We start from the raw sequence: 23,086 nt of genomic DNA, 5'->3' as shown, positions 1-23,086 counted from the left end.
GTTCGGCACCTTGCCCTTTTCTTGCTCGCAGATCGCCCGCCTTCGACGAAGGCTGGGCATGACCCACCGGACGATTCGATGCGGGACCGCCGCGGCTGACTACGCCGTGCGCGGTCCGGGCGGCGCCGCGGCGTCACGGCGCGGACCGGAGGCCCGTCCCGATGGTCGGGCGACCATCCGTCGCAGGACCCCGATCGCGCCGCCGGTGGCCGAGGTGACGAGGAGCAGCACGTGCACGCCCGCGAAGTAGAGCCCGAAACGCGTTCCGCGACGGGCAACGACGAAGCGCAGTGTGTCGGCGTCCAGTAGCAGCGCCATGCCGAGCAGCGCCGGGGGTACGAGCAGCCCGGCACCGCCGACCAGCAGGGGCAATGGCAGCGTCGCCACGGCGGCGAGGCAGAGCCCGCTGGCCACCACCCGCGCGGGCAGGCCAGCGAAGGGGACGCCGGGATCGCGCTCCATCGCGTGCGCCTGGGACCGGCGGAACACCTTCGGCAGCATCACTTGCAGCGTCGCGTCGCTGTCTTTGCGACCCCGGATCGTCCGCGAGGTGCGTACCTCATAGCTGCGCCGGCCGAGACGGTAGCCGTACTCCGGCCCCTCGTTGTGGCGCAACCGCGGGTTGAGCGGTCCGGCCTCCTCGAACACGGTCCGTCGGATGCCGAAGAGCGCCGTGTGGAGGCCGAACCCGACCGTCCGCCCGGTGGAGGTGTAGAACCAGCAGTGCAGTTGCAGCGCCCGGTACTCCTGTAGGCGCCGCTGTCGCAACAGCGGCTCCGGCTGCAGTTGTCCGCAGATCGCGCCGAGCCGGGGATCGGTCAGCAGTTCGGCCACCGCCGAGGCGATGCCGTCCGGTTCCAGTGCCACATCGGAATCGAGGAAGAACAGGATCTCACCGCGCGCCCGGGCTGCACCCAGGTTGCGGGCGATCGAGGGACCGCCGTTGGCCGCGGTGCGCAGCACGGTCACACCCAGTTCGCCCGCCACCCGCAGCGAGCCGTCCGTACTGTGGTCGTCCACGACGATTATCTCGATCCGCGGATACGTCTGCGACCGGACCGAGTCGACGCACAGGGCGAGTGCCCGCTCACGGTTGTGGTTCGGGATGATGACCGACACCAATGGCTGCTGAAGGCTCATGGCATTCGACGCTAAGGGCTGGGCGGCGTCCGCCGCTTGGTGGTTCCTTGGCGGCGGTGGCACCTATTCGACCGACAGGACCGACCACTGTGCCCGGTGGTCGGAGAGGCCGGCCGGGTCGCGCAACTGGTAGGCGTGCACCGAGACGTCGGGGCTGGTGAGCAGCCAGTCGACCCGCCACAGCGGCGTCTCGCCCGCCGCCCAACTGGCCGGGTAGAGGTCCGGTAGCGTCCCGGTGTGGTCGACCAGTCCGTCCGGCAGCAACCGGCTGATTCCCATGGCGGGCGAGGTGTTGAGGTCGGCTCCCACCACCACCGAATTCGGGTTGTCGTCGATATCGGCGCGTAGCGCGCGGTAGCTGGCCTGCCGCCGGTAGTCGTTCTCGCGATTGGCCTGTCGTCCGGCCCGCCGGTGGATCGCGAACGAGTGCGGCGGCTGATGGATGTGGGTGTTGTAGAAGGAGACCGTCTGCCCCCCGAGGAGGAGATCGGTCCGGAGCGTCTCGGTGGTGTATGAATCCTGGAAGTCGTCCAGCCCGGATGGGATGTCCTTCCGGCTCTCCGGCAACCAGGGGCGGATGTCCAGGCCGGTCTGGGCGACGATGGGAAGCCGCGACAGAGTGATCTGTTCGCCGGCCACCGCGATCTGATGATCGGGGAACTCCGCCCGCAACCGGGCCGTCGCGTCGATCCGGACCGCCTCGTCGTCCTTGTCCGTGGCCGATGCGTCGAGGTGAAGATACTCTTGCAGGAGGTAGACGTCGGCGTCCAGGTCGCGAAGGTACCGGTAGTGCGGATCGGGGTCGACGCCGCCGCCGGAAGCCCAGTCCTGGTCCCAGAACTCGGTGTTCCAGGCGACCACGGTGATCGCTCCCTGCGGCGCCGGCGGCGGGGTGTGCCAGAGGGTGGCGAGATTGACACCGCTGTTTCCGTACCCGAGTAGAGCGGCCACCACGAGCACCGCCATGATGCGCCACCGCACCGGTCGCGCGAATGGCGCCACGGCCAGCAGCACCAGCGGGATCACCGCGAAGAGCAACGGCGGGATGAGGTCCACTGGCGCCCACAGCACCAGGCGACCGCTCAGCGGACGGTGCACGAGCACGAAGAGCAGCCAACCCAGCGACGCGGTCACGACCAGACGGGTGCCCCAGCACCACCGCACACCGGGCCGCCGGCGCAACCGCGCCGCCCAGCCCGTCCGGACCGGCGTCGGTCGCGGTGCCGGCCGTTGCTCCATCAGCACCTCTCGGTCATCCATCAGCGCATCACCTCGACGGGATCGGATTCGACAGGGGATCAGTGGTCAGGGGATCAGGTGGACAGGGGCCTCCGCCGGTTGCGGGAGCGACCGGCGGCGCGTCGGAGCAGCGCCATCGCGGCGGTCGACAGCCCGACCGCGGCGCCGAGTCCGGCGGCGGTGTAGAACAGCAGATGCATCCCGGCCGCGAACACGGTGAAGCGTGCACTCTTGCGGCGCCGGACGAATCCCAGGAACTCTCGGCTGACGACGAGGAAACCCAGCAACAGCGGTGGCAGCAGGAGCAGCAGCCAGGGCCGGAGCAGGCCGCCGGCGACAGTGAGGCAGCACAGAGCCGCCAGGAGCAGGCCGGCTGGGGACATCATGTGCATCCGGGTACCCGCCGCCCCGCTGTTCCGACGCGACCAGGTCTTGAGCAGCACGTCCGGGTTCGCGGCGCGGCTGAGCTGCTCCCAGAGGAAGGGCAGCAGCCGATCGACGTCGTCGTGCCGGCCGACCACCGTGTCGGTCACCACTGTGCGGTACCGGGCTGGTAGCCGGGTACCGAACTCGACGTCCTCGCCGCTGCGCAGCTCCTCGTCCAGCCCGCCGGCCGCTACGAACACCGCCCGTGGGATCAGGCTCAGCGAGAACATCGTCGCGGTGGCCCGGCCCACCGTCCGGCGGCGCCAGAAGTGCTCGTGCAGGAGTCGGTACACCTCCACCGGTCCGTCGTCGAAGAGTGGCTCGGCAGCCCAGATCCCCTGCACCATCGCGTGGTCGGGTCGGGAACGCAGGACGCGGGTCGCGTTCTCGATCGCCTCCGGTGCGAGGGCGATGTCGGAGTCGACGAAGAACAACAGCGGCGCCGTGCTCGCGGCGACCCCGGCGTTGCGGGTGGCCGACACCCCCCGGTTGATCCGCTGCTCCACCAGGGTGCAGGGAAAGCCCCGGGCGATGTCGCGGGATCCGTCGGTGCTCGCGTCGTCGACCACGATCACCTCCATCGGCGTCCGGGTCTGGGCGTAGATCGCGTCCAGGCAGGCGCGCAGTGTCTTGGCCTTGTTGTAGTTCGGCACGATCACGGCCACAGCGTCCAATGACGCCATGCTGTCTCCCTCGCGTCAGCGCGACCGGGACCGCCCGGCGCGACCGGGACCGCCCGGCGTGCGGCCAGGACCGCCCGGCGTGCGGCCAGGACCGGCGGATGAGTGCCGACGATATCGGCCGCGGCGGCCGGGTCGCTTGCCGGAAGCTTGGCATCGGTTTTCCGGTGCGACGGCCGGACCGCTGGCGGGGCTGATCCGGGAACGACCGCACTGGCCGGTCGTCAGAGCGGAACGAAGCTCATCCCGCGCCCCCACAACCGGGGAACGACGTCGTCCAGGGTCAGGGTCAGATATCCCAGAGCGCGCCACCGCGACCAGCCCATACGCCGACGGTATCGGCCGCGGCCAGCGGGTCCCCTGCCGGAAGCCTGGCGCCGGTCTGTCCCTCCTCGACGCCGCACCCGTGCCGGCCGACGAGCCGCTCCCGGGCGTACAGACCGAGCAGGCCGCCCATCCGGTAGCGGCCGGGGAGGGCGGACTCCAGCAACCGCGCGTCGACCAGCCGTTCCAGCAGCCGTTCGGCGACTGCGACGGGCCGCTGCAACAGGCGTGCCGCGGAGGCGTTGTCGAACTCCGCCACTCCCGCGGAGGCGTTGTCGAACTCCGCCACTCCCGCGGCGGCCAGCAGGGTGAAGGCGTCCGCCGCGGCCCGCTCGGTCGGATCGGCGCTAAGTGTCAGCTGCTGCCAGCATGCCGCGAGACTCGCCCGGACGCCTACGCCGTCGAACTCCAGATTGTCGAGCCGGCGATCAGGGTCCCTGAGGCGGCCGGCGAGCTCGGCCAGCGGCCAGGCTGGCCGGGCCGAGAGCCTGGCGCCGGCCGCCGAGAGGGCCACGGGCAGCCCTTCGCACCGCCGCGCGATCGCCGCCGCGGCTTCCGGCTCCGCCGAAAGCCGGTCGTCGTTGATCCACCGGCCGAGTAGGCGTACCCCCTCCGCGACGGAGAGCGGGCCCAGGTGGACCTGCCCGATGTCGCCCAGGCCGACCAGCGCCCGGCGGCTAGTCACCAGCGTCGCGCAGTCGGCGACCCCCGGCAGGAGGGGGCGCACCTGGGTGGCCTCGACGGCGTTGTCGAGCACCAGGAGTAGCCGCTTGGCAGCCACGACCGACCGGAACATCACCGCGGCCTCGTCGGCCTGCGCCGGTACGCTCGATGCGGGTACGCCCAGGGCGCGTAGCAGCCGGGCCAATCCCTCCGCGGGCTCCAGCGGTGGCAGGTCCAGACTTGAGCCGCGCAGGTCGAGATAGAGCTGGCCGTCGGGGTACCGTCTGCTCAGCCGGTGTGCCGCGTGGATCGCGAGGGCGGACTTTCCCACCCCGGCGGGTCCGTGGATCGCCAGGACGGTCGCGGCGCCGTCGGGCCGGTCGGCGGCGAACCACTCGCTGACCCGGACCAGCTCGCGGACCCGCCCGGTGAACCGCGACAGGTCCGCCGGTAGTTGCCGGGGTTCCGGGCCGAGCGAGGGTTCGCGCGCCGGGGCGAGCCCGCCCGGCGCCTCGCCGAGTTCGCCCCGCAGGATCGCCACGTGCAGCTCGCGCAGTTCGGGGCCGGGCTCGGCGCCCAACCGGTCCGCGAGCTGTTCCCGGGTGTCGGCGTAGCACCGCAGCGCCTCTGCCGTGCGTCCGACCGCGCACAGTGCCCGCATCAGCAGCGCGACCAGGGGTTCCGCGAGGGGATGGCTACCGGCCAGCTGGGTCAGCCGGTCGACGACCGGCTCGGGGTTGGCCAGCCGGAGTTCCTCGGCGGCCCAGGCGGCCGAGGCGCCGATGTACTGGGACTGGATTCCGGCCCGCGTCCGGGCGGCCCACTCGCCGCCCAGCACGGGCAGGGGTTCACCCCGCCATAGGTCGAGCGCCTCCCGCAGCATCAGGATCCGGTCGGCGGAGTCCTCGGCGTGCCGGCTCGTCTCGATCAGCCAGCGAAACCGGTGCAGGTCGACCACCCGACGGTCCACATCCAGCCGGTAGCCGGCGCCGTGCCGGCTCAGACCGAGTTGTACGGTGCGGACGTCGGCCGAGACGCCAAGCACCCGTCTCAGCCGGGCGATGTGGGCGTAGATGGCGCTGCGGGGGGCATCCGGCGCGTCGTCACCCCACACCCGTTCGGCGAGGGCGTCGATCGAGACCGGGGTGCCGGCATCGACGGCCAGTGCCGCCAGCACCGCTTGGCGCTGCCGGGGGCCGACGTCCAGCGACCGTCCGTTGACCGCCAGTTCGACAGGCCCCAGGATCCGCACCAGCACGTGATCTGCCATGGGCTAGCCATCCTCACCGATTTACCAGGCATGCTGACGGCCCGGCCACGCACAGTTTCAGCGGTGACCCTCATCGAACATACATCAAGATGTTCATCGATTGAATACGTCGCGCTGGGATGTTGGCAAAGGGTTCCAGGGCCTAATCGCGCAAACTCCGACCCCGCGCGTGATGCGCTGGTCAGGCCGCGATCCTGGCAATTTATCTTGCCGTTATGCGCGTCCAAGACTCCGGCGTGCCCCGAAAAATCCGGACTCGACCTAAATGCGCGGCATTTAGCGTGTATCCCGCGTTCAAGCCATTCCATGGGCTCTTTGGGCGGGATGCTGGTGACCTGAGGTGAAGGGTCATCGACTACGATGAATTGGCGCGGAAGGTAGCTGGCATTTCTCTCCCGCCGTCGCCGCCGTTCGATTCAGTTGGCGCTGGTCGGGCGGATCCAGTGGCGTCGGCCGAGCATCGGTCCCGATCACCGGGCAGCGTGACGCGGTGGCGGTCCGGGCCGGACCGCCACCGCGTCACGGGCCTTGAACAGGAAGACTTGTTCGCTGCGCCGCGGCGACCGGCGTCGGTGTCTGGTGTGACCAGCGGGACCGCGGTGGTCCAGGCCTGGCGCTGGGCTGAAAGCGTCCGCTGCCGAGACCCGTACGTCGAGGTCGGTTTCCTCCGGTCGCGAGGTACGGCGGTTTGGTGCGGTCTCCACCCCGGTGAACAGCCCACCTATTTCGTTGAGCGCTTTCCTGTTCCACCTTATCGAGGATGCCGCCCGCGTCGGCGCCGCGGGGGTGCTCAATCCCTCCCTTGTCGGCAGAATCGGGATCATCGAAATTTTACTCTTTTCCATGATCACCAGTTTTGCACCCGTCCCGACGACAAGTCGAATGCCGGGCGCTATCTGTGCAGGTGTGGCCACCCACACTCGCCGCTTCGTTGCTCCGCTCGGTGGGTGCGCTGCGGAATCTATTGTCATGTACCATTCCTTAGGGACTCTCATCGTCCTACTTCCGGACGTGTCCGGCGTCCACGGTGCGCCGGCGTTTTCCCTATCGCTTAACTTTGTTTGCAGAAGCGGTATTCGGTCCCGTGTTTGCGCCGCGGCGGCTTCCCGCCGGAGCAGGCTCCGAGCCGCACCGGTGTGATCGCCCGCCGCCCGCATGTCCGATCCTTGCCGCGCTCGCCCGTCGGGCCAAGGTGGTGCCAAGCCTTCCCGCCTAACCTCGACCTGTGACCCCGTCGTACGCGCGAGTGCCCCCACCTGTCGAAGCGGCCCGGCCTGCCAGACGGCCGGGCTCCTGGCGGCGCGTGCTCGGCCGGGTGCTCGTCACCGCGCTCGTGGTCGCGATGCTGGTCGGCGCGGTGGTGGCCCTTCGCGATCAGGACTGGTCCCTGGTCGGCACCCTGGCGCAGGGGCACAGCGCCGGCTGGTTCGCCCTACTGCTCGCCGCCTCCTTCCTGGTGATCTCGGTGGGACTGGTGCTCGGCCTGCTGTCCTGGCGGGCGCTGCTGGTGGACATCGGGGGCCCGGTCGGCGGCTGGGCGTCGGCGCGGATCTTCTTCGTGGCCTTCCTGAGCAAGTTCATCCCGGGCAAGCTGTGGGCGCTACCGGCGATCATCCAGATGGGTCGGATGGAACGGGTGCCGCCGGTGCGGATGGCAGCGGTCTTCCTGTTCAGCACGATCATCGTCAACCTCAGCGGACTGACCGTCGGTGCCGCGGCCGGACCGGCCGTCCTGGGTGGTCGGGCCTGGTGGCTGGTGCTGGCGGCGGTGCCGGTCCTCGCCTTCCTGCTCTTCCCCGGCCTGATCAACCAGGCCGCGGGTACAGTCGCACGCCTGCTCCGCCGTCCGTCGTCGATGCGGGTCACCGACCGGGGGATGCGTCGGGCGATCGGGGCGCAGACCGTCTCCTGGATGGTCTCCGGGCACCACGTCTGGTTGCTGGCGGTCGCGGCCGGCGCGCCGCCCGGCCGGTCGTACCTGATCTGCGTCGCGGCGTTCAGCCTCGCCACCGTGAGCGGTGTCCTCGTGGTAATCGTCCCGGACGGGGTCGGGGTGCGCGAGGCGGTCCTCGTGCTCGCGCTCGCCACGGTGCTGCCGCTCCCGGTCGCGGGGGTGGTGGCGCTGGCCAGCCGGTTGATCTGCACCCTGAGCGAGATCGTCGTGGGCGGGGGTTGGCTGCTCGCGGCCCACCTCGCGGTGCGCCGCCGCGCCGCCCACGCCGCCGTCGGACCCTTCACCGGCGCTGAGTCCGACCAGGTCGGCGAGACCGACCGGTTCCGTGAGACCGACCCGATACCTCCAGCCCGACTCGGCGGTACCACCGCCCACTGACGCCGACCGTCCCTTCCGACCTGGAGCGCCGATGTCTCCTCCGGACCTGACGTCGCCAGCGGCACCAGTTCTGCTGATCACCAAGGAGTTCCACATACCACCCGACTCCGGTGCGACGCTGCGAACCGACGCGATCGCCCGGGTGCTCGCGGCAGGCGGCGCGACCGTCGTGGTGTGCCCGGATGCCGTCCATGTTCTTCCCGACGGCGCCGGGTACGAGACGATCACCGTCCACCGACCACGCCGGGCTGTCGCCGACGCGCTGCGGGATCTGCTGACACTCCCGAAATACCAGACCGTCGGCGGTGTACTGCAAAGCGGTTCCGCCCTGCTCGGCAACCTCCGGATCGCGCTGCGGCGGTTCGATCGCTTCCGGGCCTGCGTCATCGACCACACCAACATCGCGCGCCTGGCCCGTCACCTACCGGAGACGGTCGGCCCGATCCTGGTCAGCATGCACAACGTCGAGTCCGACCTGGTTCGGCAGCGGGCCCGAAAGGTCCCCCACGCGCAGCGCCCGCTGTGGCGCGCCGAGGTGGCGCTGCTGCGGCGGATGGAGCGAATCGTCGCCCGCGATCTTCCCGTTGTGGTGACGACGGAGGCCGATCGCCGACTGCTGGCCCCCCACGGCCCGCGTCGGATCGTCGTCTGCACCAACGGCATCTGGCCAGAGCAGATCACCGTCGCGCCCATCTCGAGGCCGGACCGGCTGCTCTTCCTCGCCGCCCTCGACTGGAAACCGAACGTCGACGGTCTGCGCTGGTTGCTGCTCAGCCCGGCCTGGCGCCGGCTCGTCTCCGACGTCCCGGGCATCGAACTCGTCGTCGCCGGGCGGAATCCCTCGGCCGGCGTCGCGGAACTCTGCCGCAACGCATCGAATGTCTCCCTCGTGCCGAACCCGGAGACGGTACGAACGCTGATGCGGGAGGCGACCGTGGGCATCGTGCCGCTGCTGGAAGGGGGCGGATCGAGGATCAAGATCCTCGAGTACGTCGCCGGTGGCCTACGCGTCGTGTCGACGGCGGTGGGCGCCAGCGGTCTGGTCGACCTTCCACCCGGCGTCGTCGCGATCACCGGGCAGGACACCGGCTCCTTCGTCGCCGCCATCCGCCGTCAACTGCGAGACGACGGCCAGGCCGCCTCCTTCCGGGTGGACGACTTCGTCCGTGGCTATGCCTGGCCGTCGGCCCTGCGGGAACTGCGCGAACTCGTCGACACCGGGTGGCCGGTGACGCACCCTTGAGGTCAGCTGAGAAGAAGGATGGGCGGGCGCCGGCGGTGGGACCGGCGGTCAGCCGCCCCCGGTCGTGGCGCAGGTAGGCGCCCGCGTCGCCGGCCAGTCGCAGCGATACCCCCCGTCCCCGGGGGACCCGGTGGAAACTGGCCTGCCCGGCGTACCCGGAACCGGGTTCGAACGGGTCGACGCGGACCGTCCCGCCGACGACCCGGACATACTGGTCGGGGTGGCTGACCGACTGGATCGACTCGCTGCCCGCGTCGGCGAGCCCTCGACGACGCGGAGCCGGTCACCGTCAAGCCCGGCGACACCTACCGGGTGACCTGCACGCACGACGCGACCCTGCGGGCGAGGCTGCCCCAGCTCTTCGGGACCTGCCACAGCGTCCGTGCCCCACAGCGCAGCAGGAACCGGTCCGCGCCGGCCGCAACGAACGCCTGCCACTGTCCGTCGCCTCCCACCAGGGCTTCCAGCAGGCTCCAGCGGGATACCTCGGTGCCGTCGCGCACGTCGAGCAGCCGCACCGATGTGCCGTCCCCGACGAGCACCCGCTCGCCGACGACGGCCGGCAGCACGGTTGCCGTCCGCTGCCGGTCGGCCCAGAGCGGGGTGACAGTCGGATCGGCCGGCCACGGATGAACCGTGGCCGGCCGGGTAAGCAGCAGCCTTGCCTGGTGGGGAGACGACCGGTGTCGCGGCGGGCCGCGACCGGGCGTACGGGCGGGCGGCGACGAGCCGACCCGCCCGTACGCGGCCACGATCAGTTCGAGGAGATCCAGTTCCAGGCCGAGACGACCCACTCGGTCTGCTGCAGCCACGCCACGCCGAGGCCGACGAGGAACACCGCGGTCGCCAGGTGGGCGCCCCGGGCGCTGCGCCGCACCCGACCGAGTTGCCGCTCCCACACCATCCGGCCGACCAGCCGGGACAGGGCGAACAGGCCGACCGCCACCAGCAGGCTGAGCACCAGCACCAGCAGCGGGCCGCTCAGGTCACCCTGGCCGGAGAGCGCCCAGATCCCCCAGCACACGAACGCGAAGAGCCCGGCCGCCGCACTCCACTCACCGCCGCGACGTAACTGCGCCATCCGCCAGCTCAGCGGCCGGCGTGGGGCCGGCTCACCGGGCCAGCCGGTGCCGGTCGGCTCCTGCTCGACCACTCCGAACGGCTCGGTCCGCGGGCTGCGCGGCTGACCCACCGGAGCCACGCCCCGGCGGAACCCGTCGCGCTGCGGCGGCACCCCGACGCCGGCCTGCGGTGGCACCTCCACGGTCCGCTCCGCCCACGGCTGCGTCTGGTCTGCCATCTCGTCCTCCCCCTGACCGACGGCATCGCCACCGCCTGAATTCGAGGGTAACCAGCCGGCAAACCGGTCGCCGACCCCGCCCGGGACACGGACCGGCACGACAGTGCCGAATCCCCCGCCGGGCAGGGTACGGTCGGCTGATGGGTGACCCCGACCGACGACGGCGACGGCTGCGCCACCACCACCCCGACCCCGAGACGGCCGGTCGGAGCACCGACAGCCCGACGGCCAGCACCACGGGTGTGCACGACGGTGACGACCCGTCCCCGCGCCGCCGGAACTCCGGCGGCGACGAGCGCGACGGCGAGCGGGGGCTGCGCGGGTTGGTCGGTTCCGGTTCGTCCCAGGTGGGGCTCAGCGCCGCGCTACGGGCCCGGGACGCGGCCCGACCCACCGACGACGACCTGGCCGAGGCGGAGGCCCGGGTGGTGGTCGTCCGACGCAACTGGGTGCCCCGCGAGGAGCTGCCCCGCTCGCCGCGCTGACCCCACGGTCAGGGCAGCTCGGGCAACTGCCGGGTCTTCTCGTAGTCGGCCACCTGGGCGATCCGACGGGCGTGCCGCTCGTTGCCGGAGAACGGCGTGTTCAGGAACGCCTCGACGATGCCGGTGGCGTCGTCCAGGGTGTGCTGACGGGCACCGATCGCGATCACGTTGGCGTCGTTGTGCTGGCGGGCGAGCTGGGCGGTCTCCACGCTCCAGGCCAGCGCCGCGCGGACCCCGGCGACCTTGTTCGCGGCGATCTGCTCACCGTTGCCGGACCCGCCGATGACCACTCCGAGGCCCGTCTCGTCGGCCACCACCTGGTCGCCGGTGTGCAGGCAGAACGTCGGGTAGTCGTCGTCCGGGTCGTAACCGTGCGGGCCGACGTCGACCACGTCGTACCCCTGCTTGGCCAGGTGGTTGGCCAGGTGCACCTTCAACTCGAAACCGGCATGATCGGATCCCAGGTAGACGCGCATACCGCGCAGTCTCTCAGGCCGCGCTCTCCGACGTCGCGCGGGCGGCGTCGGAGAGCCGGGTTCGTCACACGGTCGGGTGCGCGACCGCTCAGCGGGGCAGCTCCGCGACGACCAGACCGCCGCGGGCCTTCGGGGTGAACCAGGTGCTCTTGCGAGGCATCTTCTCCCGGGCCAGGTTCACCGCGACGAAGTCCGCCACGGTCACCGGGGCGATCAGGATCGCCAGCTCGGCCCGCCCGGCGTCGACCTCACCGGTGAGCCAGCTCGCCGGGTAGTCGCCGCCGACGTAGGTGATCCGCTTGTCGCCCGGGTCCAGACCGAGCGCGTCGCGCAGCAGCAGCCGCTCGACAAGCGCGTGGTCCAGGTTTTCCAGGTCGCCCGCGGCCGTGGCGGGCAGGCGTACCGCGTACCCCTGGTCGCCGAGGCGGAGGTGCACGGTGCCGCCGGCCGCCGGGACCTCGACCGGGCCGTCGATCGGCGTGACCTCGGCGCCCGCCGCCCGCAGCCGGTCGAGCAGCTCGGCCGGCATGGTGGTCAGCTCGCTGACCAGCCGGTTGTAGGGCTGGATGGCCACCGACGCGGGCGTGGTGACCACGGCCAGGAAGCGCGGCAGACCGCCGGTCTGGGCGGCCAGGCTGCGGTGGTTACCGTCGGCGACGACCAGCTCCCCGCCACCGGCGAGGCCGGTCAGCGTGGTCTGCTCCGGGCCGGGGCCGAGCAGCCAGATGGCGTGCGTGCGGCCCGACTGGTCGGTGTCCGTCGCGGCGGGCGCGCCGGCCGACTCGGTCGCCGCCGCGAGGGCGGCGTGCAGCTCGTCGCCCCGGCCGGTCTGGAGCAGGAGTACGGGGGAGAGCAGGTGACCCAGCGCCTCGGCCAGCGCCACCCGCTCGCGCACCTTGGCGATGAAGACGTCCTCGTTGCGGATGACCAGGCCCGGCTCGTCGGCCCGGGTGGAGATCTGGTCGGTGTCCACCATCGCGAACAGCCCGTACGCCGGCTCGTCGCCGGGCGCGCTGATCCGGTAGAGCACCACCACCTGCTCGGCGGGGGTGTAACTGCCGTCGGCCTTCGCCTCGGCGAGGCGGGCCGCCGCGGCCGGCAGTGCGTCGAGGAACGACGTGCCCAGGCTCTGTGGGGCGCGATGCGGCATCTCGATGCCGAGAGCACTGTGCGGGTTCGCCTCGATGATCGCGGTGATCTCCGCGTCGTCGGCGAACTCGTCGTAGTTTTGCGCGCCGGTGCCACCAGTGGTGACCCACGCCCGGGAGATCGGATGCACGACCGTCATGCCCGCTGACGCTACCGGCGGCGGTGTCGCCCCCGACGGGGACCCACGCCGGGTCCACCAGATGAAAGTGCCGAGCCGGTCAGCTGGCGCGGTCGGTTGCGCCCCGCCGGTGCCGGCCCGCCGCCGCCGGTCCGGCGTTGCCCCGTCGACCGGCCGCGGCCGGCCCGGTGTTCACGGCGCGGCGAGGTGATGCCGGCGGCCCCGGCACCGGGCGATCGGGCGGCGGCGCCGGGACGGGCCGCGGGCTCAGCGGCGGCGTCGGCACCGGACGCGGGGCGGCCGGGGCCGGTGGGGGCGGCGCGGGCTGGGCCGGCGCGGCGGCCGACGGAAGGACCGGAACCGACGCCGCGACGGGAGCCGGCACGGGCTCGATCGCCGCGCCGACCGGCGGCGCGGGATCGGCGAGCTGCGGTGCCACCGGCACGACCGGGGTCAACCGGGAGGTCACCGGCACCCGGGCCACGCCGACCACGATGGGCGGGGCGAGCAGGTCCGCCACGTGGGCGGGAAGGTCGGGGCGGACCGCCGGCCAGCGAGAGTCGTCGACCGACCAGTAGGCCGCGCCGGGTGTCTCGATCACCCCCGGCCGGGTCAGTTGATCGTCACCGGACGCGCGGTGCTTGGCCATCGGGATTGCCTCCACGAACTGCGGGGTGCGGCCCTCCTGCGGGTCGCTGCGGCGGACATGCAGGCCAACGAGCCCGGCGGTCTCCCGGTGACGGGGCAGGCGCGCCGACCCGCGACACGCCGACCGAGCGCTCCCCTGCCATCGTCCGGCGTTGACAGGGGAGCCCCGCGCGCATGTCTCAGTCGAAGATCGGGCCCTGCTCTCGGGTGCGCTTGAGCTCGTAGAAGCCCGGGGTGCCGGCGACCAGCAGCACACCGTCCCAGAGCCGACCGGCGGCCTCACCCTTCGGGGCCGGGGTGATCACCGGGCCGAAGAACGCGACCGGGCTGCCGTCCGGGCCGGGCGCGTGCACGACAGGCGTGCCGACGTCCTGCCCGACCGGGCGCATGCCGGCCTCGTGGCTGGCCCGCAGCGCCTCGTCGTAGTCGGTGCTCTCGGCGGCCGCGGCCAGCGCCGGGTCCAGGCCGGCGTCGGTCAACGCGGCGACGTAGAGCTCGTGGCGCCGCTCCTCCTTGCCCAGGTGGATCCGGGTGCCGAGCGCGGTGTAGAGCGGGCGCAGGACTTCGTTGCCGTACCGCTGCTCGGCGGCGATGCAGACCCGCACCGGGCCCCAGGCGGTCTTCAGGAACTCCTGGTAATCCTCGGGCAGCTCGTCCCGGCCGTCGTTGAGCACGGACAGGCTCATCACGTGGAAGCGGATGTCCACGTCCCGGATCTGCTCGACCTCAAGCAGCCAACGGGAGGTGATCCACGCCCACGGGCAGGCCGGGTCGAACCACATGTCGGCGGTGACACGTTCGGTCACGGTGGGATCCCTTCGCGACGGGTGGCGCCGGCGGCGGTCGGCGTCTCCGGAGAATCTTCACCCCGCAGTGCATCGACCGGCACCCGGATGAGAGCGTGACCTCGGCCACCGCGGGCTGCCCGTACATGGAACACTCGAATCGGGCCAGCCGTCACGAGCGGTAGGCGAACGGGCGCCGCCGGGCGTACGGCGACATGTGGGATGGAGACAAACAGTGCCGGGAGTGCGCAACCTGACGCAGGTCGAGGCGACCGAGCGGGCCCGCCTGCTCAACGTGACGGGGTATGACATCAGTCTGGACCTGTCCAGCGCCGTGCTGGCGGCCGACGGCCGCACGTTCCGGTCGACGACCGAGGTCCGGTTCCGCTGCTCCGAGCCGGGTGCGAGCACCTTCATCGAGTTGGCCGCCGAGTCGGTGCGGTCCGCGACGCTCAACGGCACGCCTGTCGACCTCTCCGACTGGTCCGCCGAGAAGGGCCTGGTCCTGTCCGGCCTGGACAGCGACAACACCCTGGTGGTCGACGCCGACTTCGCCTACTCCAACAGTGGGCAGGGCCTGCACCGCACGGTCGACCCGGTGGACGGCGAGACCTACCTCTACAGCCAGTTCGAGACCGCCGACGCGCAGCGGGTGTTCGCCTGCTTCGACCAGCCCGACCTGAAGAGCGTCTACACCTGGCACGCCACCGTGCCGGCGCACTGGCGGGCCGTGTCCAACATGCCGGTGCAGCGCGAGGAGCCGGCGGGTGAGTCGCTCAAGACGCTGCACTTCACCGAGTCGCCCCGGATGAGCACCTACATCACGGCGATGTGCGCCGGGCCGTACCACGAGGTGCGCGACAGCCACGACGGCATCGACCTGGGGGCGTTCTGCCGGGCGTCGATGGCACCGTACCTGGACTCCGACGACATGTTTCTGATCACCAAGCAGGGCTTCGACTTCTTCCACGAGAAGTTCGGCGTGCGCTACCCGCTACCGAAGTACGACCAGCTCTGGGTGCCCGACTTCAACGCCGGCGCGATGGAGAATTTCGGCTGCGTGACGCACGCCGAGTCGCACTACCTGTTCCGCTCGCAGGTCACCGACTTCGAGTACGAGCAGCGGGCCAACACGATCCTGCACGAGCTGGCCCACATGTGGTTCGGTGACCTGGTCACCATGCGCTGGTGGAACGACCTGTGGCTGAACGAGTCGTTCGCCGAGTGGGCCAGCCACTGGTGCAACACCAACGCGACCCGGTTCACCGAGGCGTGGACGACGTTCCTGTCCATCCGCAAGAACTGGGGCTACCGGCAGGACCAGCTCTCCTCCACCCACCCGGTCTACACCGAGATGCCGGACATGGAGGCCGTCGAGGTCAACTTCGACGGCATCACCTACGCCAAGGGCGCGAGCGTGCTCAAGCAGCTCGTCGCGTACGTGGGTGAGGAGCCGTTCGTCGCCGGGCTGCGGGCCTACTTCGGCAAGCACGCCTGGGGCAACGCCACCTTCGACGACCTGCTCACCGAGTTGGAGGCCGCGTCCGGCCGGGAGCTGCGCAAGTTCGCCGCGCAGTGGCTGGAGACCGCGCAGGTCAACACGCTGCGGCCGGAGGTGACGATCGGCGCGGACGGCACGTACGAGCAGGTGGTGGTGCGGCAGGAGGCGCCGACGGCGTACCCGACGCTGCGCACGCACCGGATCGGCGTGGGCCTGTACGACCTGACCGACGGGCGGCTGGTGCGCCGCGAGCGGCACGAGGTGGACGTGACAGGCGAGCGGACCGACCTCGCCGAGCTGCGCGGTGTCCGGGCCGCCGACGTGCTGCTGCTCAACGACGACGACCTGAGCTACACCAAGCTGCGCCTCGACGACAGTTCGATGGCGACAGTGGTGCAGCACATCGGTGGCTTCGAGTCGTCGCTGGCGCGGGCACTGTGCTGGACCGCCGCATGGGACATGATCCGCGACGCGGAGCTGTCCGCCCGCGACTACGTGGCGCTCACGCTGAGCGGGCTGCCCGCCGAGACCGACATCAACCTGGTCACCGCCACCCTGCGGCAGGCGACCACCGCGCTCGTCCTCTACGCCGACCCGGCCTGGGCGCCGACCGGCTGGGCCGACCTGGCCCGGACCGCCCGGGACGCGCTCGCCAGCGCGGAGCCCGGCAGCGGGTTCCAGCTCGCCTGGGCGCGTGCGTTCACCTCGGCGGCCCGCTCCGAGGAGGACCTGGCCACGCTGCGCGGCTGGCTGGACGGCACGGGTGCGCCGGCCGGGCTGACCGTGGACACCGAGCTGCGCTGGTCGGTGCTCGCCGCGCTGGTGGCCAACGGCGCGGCCGGTGCCGCCGAGATCGAAGCCGAACTGGCTGGTGACCGCACCGCCAGCGGCGAGCGGGAGGCGGCGTACGCGCACGCGCTGGTGCCGACGGCAGACAACAAGGCGGCTGTCTGGGCGTTGCTGACGGGCCCGGACGCCCTGCCCAACTGGCGGCACCGGGCGCTGTTGCAGGGCCTCGCCCACCCGGCGCAGGTGGACCTGGTCGCGCCCTACCGGGAGCGGTACTTCGCGGCGGTCAGCCAGGTGTGGGCCACCCGGGACAGCGAGCCCGCGCAGGAGTTCGCGCAACTGGCGTACCCGACCTACCTGGTGGAGGACGACACGGTGGCGGCCACCGACGCGTGGCTGGCCGGTGACGGGCATCCCGGCCCGCTGCGCCGGCTGGTTGCCGAGGGCCGCGACGGCGTCGTGCGGGCGCTCAAGGCCCGCGCGAAGGACGCGCAGCAGAGCTGACCAGCAGGGAGTACGCGGCCCGGTGCCGGCGTGGACGCGAATCCTCGCCGGCACCGGGCCATTATGGTTGCGAGAGGAGGTGGACGTGATGGCCCAGCCGACCTACGAGTGGCGGCCCCCGGATCGGGGCTGGCGCGAGCAGGATCTGTTCGACCTACCTGCCGACGGTAACCGCTACGAGATCATCGACGGGAGCCTGCACGTGACTCCCCCGGCCGGGCCAGAGCACCATGAGCTGGCGGACGAGATTCGCATGGCGATTCGCCAGTCGGCCCCCGCCGGTTGGCGGGTGATTCGGGAGATCGGGGTGCAGGTCCCCGGCGGTATTCTCATCCCCGATCTGACGGTGTTGCTACCAAGCGCACCGCGCGGGCGAATGTGGGCCGAACCCAAGAACATCGCGCTCGTCCTGGAAGTCGAGTCGACGGGGAGCCGCCGCCACGATCGCTTCACCAAACCCGCCCTCTACGCGGAGGCGGGTATCCCGCACTACTGGCGGGTGGAGCGAGGCGACTTCGGCCCGGTGATCTACCGCTATCGGCTCGGCGAGGGCGACCATTACGAGCTGCTGGGCACTATCGGCCCGAACGACGCGGTGACAGTGGACGAGCCGTGGACGATGAGGTTGGATCCGAGCGCCTGGCCGCGCTGAACCAGCTCACACACGCCAGCACCGGGCCACCACCTCGGAAGATCGTGCTCGAACGTGGAAATCAACGCCGTTGCGTTAGGGCTGTAGCCGGCGGGTCGACCCGGGACAGGAAGTGCCCGATCTGGGCCCGGCTTGGCGATCATGGAGTTGTGGTGCCGACTTTGGGGGTTTTACGGGCGTTCTGTTACCCACCACAACTCCATGATCGGCGAGGCAGTGCTGGTCGACGAACAGCCGTTCCACCTAACGCAACGGTGTTGACGTGGAAATAGGGGCCTCAGCCGTAGCCGAGGCCCCTATTTCCTGGATCGAGGGCGATCTTGCGAGTCGTACGGGCAGCGGCTCAGCCCTTGCCGGCGTGGCTGGCGAGCTGGTCGAGGCCGTTGATGATGCCGCCGGCCAGGTCGCCGCCGCTGAACGCCCCTGCCATGGAGAGCGCGGCCAGCTTGGCGTACGTGTCGGGGATGCGCTTGCGCGCGTACCGCCCGGTGATGATCTCCAGCTGGCGCTGGTTGGGCGACACGGCGATCAGCACCGACTTGTCGGGGTCGGCGAGCTGACGGTGCAGCCGCTGGGCGTGCTCGCGGATCGGCTCGTCGAGACCGCCGACGAAGACCGAGAAGACCAGCCCGGTGCCCTTGTCGGCCAGGCGTAGCGCCTCGTCGATGCGCAGCAGCTGGCGGGTCGAGAAGGGCCCGTCCAGCACCTCGGGCGGATTTCCCGACCCGGCCTGCTTCTCACCAACGGTCACTTGCGCCTCCGGTTCCACCGGCCGGCGCCTCGACGCTGGCCTGCTCGAGCTTGTGGCTGGTCAGCGCGGGCGCCTGCGCCCCTGCTTCCAGCGCGGTGCCGGCCGAGTCGGCCAGCTGCTCCGGGCGGCCCAGGAACCAGACCGGAGTGAAGTCGAAGGGCCGGCCCGGCCGGTAGCGCTTGGCGCTACCGCCACCGCCGGTGGCACCACCGTGGCTACCGGCGTACGACAGGCCGGCGATGACCAGCACCGCGGCCAACGGGATGCCGACGAAGACCAGCAACGTCTCGGTAACAGACAATCCCAACGCCCCCAGGCGGAAGAAGGACGACCTCGAACAACCGGGCCGGATGGACGATCATGATGTCGACCGCCCGACGCCGTCACCATTCACGTTAGCGGAGTCGACGGCCCGCCAGATTGCGGGGTGCCGATCCCATCCGTCACTGGAGTGTTCCAGTTGCGCAGCGGTCGCGATGAGCCGCGTGTCGTCGCCGTACCGGCCGGTGAGCAGCACCCCGACGGGCAGGCCGTCGCTCGTGGTGCCCATCGGCAGGGAGACGCTGGGATCGCCGGTGACGTTGAAGATGGCGCAGTAGGGCGAGAAGCGGCGTTGCCTGTCGAAGTCGGCCGCCGGGTCACCATCGGCGGTGAACCAGCCGACGGGTGCCTGCGGGGCGGCCAGGGTGGGACAGAGCAGCAGGTCGCATCCGGCGGTGCGCCGGGCACCGAGACGGACCTGCGCCTGCAACTCCCCGAGAGTGGCGGCCAGGGTGCCGGCGGAGATCTCGGCGCCCCGGGCCCGCAGCCACCGGGTCAGCGGCAGCAGCTCCGCCTCCCGCTGTGGCGGCACCGGGGTGAGCGCCAGCACGTACCAGAGGATCTCGAACAGCGGCCACGCCGCCGGCCCGAGCGGCGGTGTCACCTCGACCACCTCGTGCCCGGCCGCGGTGAGCAGCGCGGCGGCCCGGTCCACGGCGGCCACGCAGTCGGGATGCACCGGCTCGTCGGCGAGCATCGGCGTGGTGAACCGGCCGATCCGCAGCCGGCCGGGCTCGGCGCGGCGCGCGGCGGCCAGGTAGCCGCCCGGCGGCGCGGTCGGCGGCAGGTAGGGCTCGCCGGGGACCGGCACGGCCATGACGTCGAGCAGCGCGGCGACGTCGGTGACGGTCCGCCCGAGCGGGCCGCTGGTGGGCAGGCCGAACGCGCCGAAGCCGAGCGGCCCACCGGAGACCAGGCCACGGCTGGGCTTGTAGCCGACGAGGCCGCAGAGCGACGCCGGGATGCGCAGGGAGCCGCCGCCGTCGGAGCCCTGGGCGACCGTGACCAGGCCGGCCGCGACCGCCGCCGCCGCGCCGCCGCTGGAGCCACCGGCGGTGTACGCCAGTTGCCACGGGTTGCGGGCCGGGGGCGCGACCCGGCCCTCGGAGTAGAGCGAGCTGCCCAACTCGGAGGTGGTCGTCTTGCCGAGGCTGACCAGGCCGGCGGCCTTGATGAACCGGACCACGTCGGCGTCGACCGGCGGGACGAAGTCGACGAACGCGGCCGAGCCGAAGGTGGTGCGGACCTCGGCGGTGAGCGTCAGGTCCTTGATCGCGGTCGGCACACCGTGCAGCGGACCGCGTGCCTCGGCCGGCACGGCGTCGGCGGCGCGGGCGGCCTGCCGGGCGAGGTCCTCGGTGACGGTGACGAACGCGCCGACGGTGTCGCCGAGCGCCGCCACCCGGCGCAGAGCGTGCTCGACCAGGTCGACGCTGGACAGCTCGCCTTGGGCGATCGCGGCGGCCTGCTCCAACGCGGTCAGGTCGTGCGGCTCGGCCATGTCCTCATCCTGCCCGCTCTTGACCGGCTGGCGGCCTCCGACACGACGTCCCCGGATCAGCTGAGCGTGCCCGCAGGCGCCACCCATTCACTGCGCGGCCCACCGACGTCACTGATCAGATCGAAGTCCCGGTCGTAGTGCAGGACGATCGCGGAGTATTCGGCAGCGGCTGCCGCCACCAGGACATCGACGGGGCTGGCCGCCCGATGGTGACCGCGTGCCGTCAGCGCCAGTTGCAGATCGCGCGCCCTGGTCGCCACGGCCTGAGTGATCGGAAGGTCGATCATCAGCTCCGCGCGGCGCGCGCGTATCGTCATGGCATCCCGGAAGTCGCGGGCGCTCCGCCCGTCTTCGAGGTCGAGCGGCACGCAGGTCGCCGCGAGCTGTTCCCCGAGGATGGTCATGATCCGCTTGCCGGCGATCGGCTGACGGACGCGACTCCAGGCCGACGTGTCAATGAGGTACAGCCCAACCGGCAGGTTCACGCGGCGTCCTGTTCCCCGCGCGGTGTCTTGTCGTCCTCGAGCAGGCCGGTCCAATCCCGGTTGATCGAAATCAGCTCCCGGATGGCCTCCATCCGCTCGCTGCGCTCCGCGACGAGCCGCAACGCGGCATGGATGGTGTCCTTCTTGCTCTTGGTGCCGAGCTCAAGGCGGGCCCGGTCGAGCAGTTCATCGTCAAGATCGATAACAGTCTTCATGCGCCGAGTATATCCGCGAAGTCTTTCGTTATATAGCCGACTCGCCGAGGAAGCGCAGGGCGTTGGCCGAGAGCAGCTTGTCGCGCTGGGTGTCGGTGAGGAAGTCGGCGTCGCGGACCACCGCGCCGGCCGGGCGTTCGCCCAGCGGGTACGGGTAGTCGCTGCCGACCAGCACCCGGTCCTCCCCCAGCGTGTCGACGAGCAGCCGCAGCGCGGGCGCCGCGAAGACCACCGAGTCGACGCTGAACCTGTCGAGGTAGCTGCTGGGCGGGGCGGCGGACGCGCCACGGACCAGGTCGCCACGGCGGTGCCAGGCGTTGTCGGCACGGCCGAGCCAGAACGGGAAGCTGCCGCCACCGTGCGCGAAGCAGATCCGCAGCGTCTCCGGCACCCGGTCGAAGACGCCACCCAGGATCATCGCCAGCACCGACAGGTGCGTCTCGGCGGGCATCCCGGTGAGCCACCGGGCCATCCACCGGTCCAGGCGCGGACCGCCCGGCATGTCCCACGGGTGCACGAACACCGGCGCGCCCACCTCGGCGCAGTGTTGCAGGAAGGTGACCACCCCGGCGTCGTCCAGGTCCCGGTCGCCGACATGGTTGCCGATCTCCACGCCGACGTGCCCGGCGGCCAGGCTGCGATCCAGCTCGGCGCAGGCGGCGTCCGGGTCCTGGAGCGGCACCTGGCAGAACGGCACCAGTCGGTCGCCCCCGGCCGCGGTGACCTCCAGGGTCAGGTCGTTGAAGATCCGCGCGACCTTCACCGCCTGGTCGGCCGGACGGTCGTAGCTGAAGAAGACAGGCGTCGGCGAAACCACCTGCACGGCCACGCCGTCGGCGTCCATGTCGGCCAGCCGGCGCGACGCGTCCCAACACTCGGCGCCGACCGGGCGGAACTCCGCCTCCCCCACCATGATCATGGCGGCGCGCTCGGAGTCGACCCGCAACCAGGGCCAACCGGACCCGCCGCACGCCGCGCCGAGGTCCGGCCAGCCCTTCGGTACGACGTGCGTGTGCACGTCGACCACGCCTGCCGGCATCAGCCCTTGCCCGGGTGCAGGGTGCCGCAGTTGGCGCAGGTGCGGGCGGCCTCGTCGGCGTAGAACGCCTGGAACACCGGCGGCAGGTCGGCCGCGATGTCGCGGACCTGCAACTCCACCTCGTGCACCCGGTGCCCGCACTCGGGGCAGTACCACTGGAAGGTCTCCAGGGTGCCCTCCTCGCGGACCCGCTCCACGACCACGCCGATCGAGCCGGCCTCCGGGCGCTGCGGCGAGTGCGGGGTGTTGCGCGGCAACATCCACATCTGGCCCTCGCGCACGTGCACCGTACGCGGCCCTTCCGGGGTCATCAGGTTGATATGCATGTTGCCCTTGACCTGGTAGAAGAACTCCTCGTACGGGTCCACGTGGAAGTCGGTGCGCTGGTTGGGCCCGCCCACCACCATCACGATGAAGTCGTCCCCGCCGGGGAACATCTCCTTGTTGCCCACCGGTGGCTTCAACAGGTGCTGGTTGTCCGCGATCCAGCCCGGAAAGCTGAACGGCTCGGCGATCTCACTCACGACTGACCTCCGGAGGGGAGAAGGGCCACGGCCTGGATTTCGATGAGCAGGTGCGGGTGCGGCAACTGGTGCACCGCCACCGTCGTGCGGGTCGGCCCGGACGCGTCGAAGAACTCCGCCCACACCTCGTTGTAGCCACCGAAGTCGTTCATGTTGACCAGGTAGGTGCTCACCTGCACGAGGTCGCCGAGGTCCGCGCCGACCGACCGCAGCAGGTCCCGCACGTTCTCGATGACCGCCCGCGTCTGCACCCGGATGTCGAGGTTCGTCGTACCGAACTCGTCGACCGACACACCGGCGAACGTGTTGTCCGGCCGCCGCGACGACGTACCGGAGACGAAGACGAACCCACCCGCCACCTTGACGTGCGGAAAAGCCCCCCGCGGAGTCGCCTTCCCGGCCACCACCCGCGCGACCCCACTCATGACCCACCCCCACCCGGCACGGCGACGCGGACCCCAACCAGGTCAGGGGTTCCGGGCAGCCCGACCGGCGCAGGGATCAAGCCTGACCGCCCGGAGCCGGT

General features: G+C 71.4%; 23 protein-coding genes and 1 pseudogene. 5 read left to right on the top strand and 19 right to left on the bottom strand.

Annotated features, from left to right (window positions below; translation table 11 throughout):
• Positions 1-99: 99 nt before the first annotated feature.
• The 4 genes from AB0B57_RS34775 to AB0B57_RS34760 all read right to left on the bottom strand — a co-directional run bounded on the left by AB0B57_RS34775 (position 100) and on the right by AB0B57_RS34760 (position 5,742).
• The gene (locus AB0B57_RS34775) at positions 100-1,140 is read right to left on the bottom strand and encodes a glycosyltransferase family 2 protein (RefSeq protein ID WP_357079969.1); all 1,041 of its coding nucleotides are present in this window, start codon (positions 1,138-1,140) and stop codon (positions 100-102) included.
• 63 nt (positions 1,141-1,203) lie between these two features.
• Positions 1,204-2,400, bottom strand: coding sequence for an endonuclease/exonuclease/phosphatase family protein (locus AB0B57_RS34770; protein ID WP_357079966.1), 1,197 nt, complete (start codon positions 2,398-2,400; stop codon positions 1,204-1,206).
• A gap of 53 nt (positions 2,401-2,453) precedes the next feature.
• Positions 2,454-3,488 carry a glycosyltransferase family A protein gene (locus AB0B57_RS34765; protein ID WP_357079963.1) on the bottom strand — a complete coding sequence of 345 codons (1,035 nt, stop codon included), beginning with the start codon at positions 3,486-3,488 and terminating at the stop codon, positions 2,454-2,456.
• A gap of 286 nt (positions 3,489-3,774) precedes the next feature.
• Positions 3,775-5,742, bottom strand: coding sequence for a BTAD domain-containing putative transcriptional regulator (locus AB0B57_RS34760; protein WP_357079960.1), 1,968 nt, complete (start codon positions 5,740-5,742; stop codon positions 3,775-3,777).
• Positions 5,743-6,967: 1,225 nt separating this feature from the next.
• Between AB0B57_RS34760 and AB0B57_RS34755 the strand changes: the two genes are divergently transcribed.
• Together AB0B57_RS34755 and AB0B57_RS34750 are read left to right on the top strand one after the other, a co-directional pair.
• Positions 6,968-8,074: a YbhN family protein gene (locus AB0B57_RS34755; protein ID WP_357079957.1), complete on the top strand. Its 1,107-nt coding sequence runs from the start codon at positions 6,968-6,970 to the stop codon at positions 8,072-8,074.
• A gap of 31 nt (positions 8,075-8,105) precedes the next feature.
• Positions 8,106-9,317, top strand: a complete 1,212-nt coding sequence (locus AB0B57_RS34750) for a glycosyltransferase family 4 protein (protein WP_357079954.1) — start codon at positions 8,106-8,108, stop codon at positions 9,315-9,317.
• Positions 9,318-9,348: 31 nt separating this feature from the next.
• Here the strand turns inward: AB0B57_RS34750 and AB0B57_RS34745 are convergent.
• From AB0B57_RS34745 to AB0B57_RS34735, 3 genes and pseudogenes are all read right to left on the bottom strand, one after another.
• A pseudogene (locus AB0B57_RS34745) lies at positions 9,349-9,576 on the bottom strand (AbfB domain-containing protein); the annotation flags it as partial.
• A 46-nt stretch (positions 9,577-9,622) separates the two neighbouring features.
• On the bottom strand, positions 9,623-10,111 hold the full coding sequence (locus AB0B57_RS34740) for a hypothetical protein (protein ID WP_357079951.1): 489 nt from the start codon (positions 10,109-10,111) through the stop codon (positions 9,623-9,625).
• A complete protein-coding gene (locus tag AB0B57_RS34735; RefSeq protein ID WP_357079948.1) occupies positions 10,072-10,617 on the bottom strand; it encodes a hypothetical protein in 546 nt (181 codons plus the stop codon). Before AB0B57_RS34735 ends, AB0B57_RS34740 begins: the two co-directional genes overlap by 40 nt.
• 140 nt (positions 10,618-10,757) lie before the next feature.
• On the opposite strand from AB0B57_RS34735, the gene AB0B57_RS34730 reads away from it, so the two are divergent.
• Positions 10,758-11,102 (top strand): hypothetical protein, encoded by a 345-nt coding sequence (locus tag AB0B57_RS34730; RefSeq protein ID WP_357079945.1) that lies wholly within the window; start codon positions 10,758-10,760, stop codon positions 11,100-11,102.
• Between the two features lie 8 nt (positions 11,103-11,110).
• Here AB0B57_RS34730 and AB0B57_RS34725 read toward each other — a convergent pair whose 3' ends face one another.
• The 4 genes from AB0B57_RS34725 to AB0B57_RS34710 all read right to left on the bottom strand — a co-directional run bounded on the left by AB0B57_RS34725 (position 11,111) and on the right by AB0B57_RS34710 (position 14,299).
• Positions 11,111-11,578 carry a ribose-5-phosphate isomerase gene (locus tag AB0B57_RS34725; RefSeq protein WP_357079942.1) on the bottom strand — a complete coding sequence of 156 codons (468 nt, stop codon included), beginning with the start codon at positions 11,576-11,578 and terminating at the stop codon, positions 11,111-11,113.
• Positions 11,579-11,666: 88 nt separating this feature from the next.
• Positions 11,667-12,866, bottom strand: coding sequence for a DUF1015 family protein (locus AB0B57_RS34720; RefSeq protein WP_357079939.1), 1,200 nt, complete (start codon positions 12,864-12,866; stop codon positions 11,667-11,669).
• Between the two features lie 79 nt (positions 12,867-12,945).
• Positions 12,946-13,494: a hypothetical protein gene (locus tag AB0B57_RS34715; RefSeq protein ID WP_357079936.1), complete on the bottom strand. Its 549-nt coding sequence runs from the start codon at positions 13,492-13,494 to the stop codon at positions 12,946-12,948.
• Between the two features lie 178 nt (positions 13,495-13,672).
• The gene (locus AB0B57_RS34710; RefSeq protein ID WP_357079933.1) at positions 13,673-14,299 is read right to left on the bottom strand and encodes a disulfide bond formation protein DsbA; all 627 of its coding nucleotides are present in this window, start codon (positions 14,297-14,299) and stop codon (positions 13,673-13,675) included.
• Between the two features lie 223 nt (positions 14,300-14,522).
• Between AB0B57_RS34710 and pepN the strand changes: the two genes are divergently transcribed.
• Both pepN and AB0B57_RS34700 read left to right on the top strand, forming a co-directional pair.
• A complete protein-coding gene (gene pepN, locus AB0B57_RS34705) occupies positions 14,523-17,072 on the top strand; it encodes an aminopeptidase N (RefSeq protein ID WP_357079930.1) in 2,550 nt (849 codons plus the stop codon).
• A gap of 88 nt (positions 17,073-17,160) precedes the next feature.
• Positions 17,161-17,724, top strand: coding sequence for a Uma2 family endonuclease (locus AB0B57_RS34700; protein ID WP_357079927.1), 564 nt, complete (start codon positions 17,161-17,163; stop codon positions 17,722-17,724).
• Positions 17,725-18,067: 343 nt separating this feature from the next.
• Here the strand turns inward: AB0B57_RS34700 and AB0B57_RS34695 are convergent, their stop codons facing one another.
• The 8 genes from AB0B57_RS34695 to AB0B57_RS34660 form a co-directional block, all read right to left on the bottom strand.
• Positions 18,068-18,475 (bottom strand): DUF5130 family protein, encoded by a 408-nt coding sequence (locus AB0B57_RS34695; protein ID WP_357079924.1) that lies wholly within the window; start codon positions 18,473-18,475, stop codon positions 18,068-18,070.
• Complete coding sequence (locus AB0B57_RS34690) at positions 18,462-18,758, bottom strand: hypothetical protein (RefSeq protein WP_357080033.1); 297 nt, start codon at positions 18,756-18,758, stop codon at positions 18,462-18,464. The genes AB0B57_RS34695 and AB0B57_RS34690 overlap by 14 nt, the downstream gene beginning before the upstream one ends.
• A 75-nt stretch (positions 18,759-18,833) precedes the next feature.
• On the bottom strand, positions 18,834-20,297 hold the full coding sequence (locus tag AB0B57_RS34685) for an amidase (protein ID WP_357079921.1): 1,464 nt from the start codon (positions 20,295-20,297) through the stop codon (positions 18,834-18,836).
• A 56-nt stretch (positions 20,298-20,353) separates the two neighbouring features.
• A complete protein-coding gene (locus tag AB0B57_RS34680) occupies positions 20,354-20,782 on the bottom strand; it encodes a PIN domain-containing protein (RefSeq protein WP_357079918.1) in 429 nt (142 codons plus the stop codon).
• A complete protein-coding gene (locus AB0B57_RS34675) occupies positions 20,779-20,997 on the bottom strand; it encodes a type II toxin-antitoxin system VapB family antitoxin (protein ID WP_357079915.1) in 219 nt (72 codons plus the stop codon). Before AB0B57_RS34675 ends, AB0B57_RS34680 begins: the two co-directional genes overlap by 4 nt.
• Before the next feature lie 28 nt (positions 20,998-21,025).
• Positions 21,026-22,036, bottom strand: a complete 1,011-nt coding sequence (locus tag AB0B57_RS34670) for an amidohydrolase family protein (RefSeq protein ID WP_357079913.1) — start codon at positions 22,034-22,036, stop codon at positions 21,026-21,028.
• Positions 22,036-22,560, bottom strand: coding sequence for a 3-hydroxyanthranilate 3,4-dioxygenase (locus AB0B57_RS34665; protein WP_357079910.1), 525 nt, complete (start codon positions 22,558-22,560; stop codon positions 22,036-22,038). The genes AB0B57_RS34670 and AB0B57_RS34665 overlap by 1 nt, the downstream gene beginning before the upstream one ends.
• Positions 22,557-22,985, bottom strand: coding sequence for a RidA family protein (locus AB0B57_RS34660; RefSeq protein WP_357079907.1), 429 nt, complete (start codon positions 22,983-22,985; stop codon positions 22,557-22,559). The genes AB0B57_RS34665 and AB0B57_RS34660 overlap by 4 nt, the downstream gene beginning before the upstream one ends.
• Between the last annotated feature and the right edge of the window lie 101 nt (positions 22,986-23,086).

Source organism: Micromonospora sp. NPDC049101 (assembly GCF_040648675.1).
GTDB lineage: Bacteria > Actinomycetota > Actinomycetes > Mycobacteriales > Micromonosporaceae > Micromonospora.
Note: the sequence above shows the minus strand (reverse complement) of the source record. Positions and strands in the feature narration are given on the sequence as shown.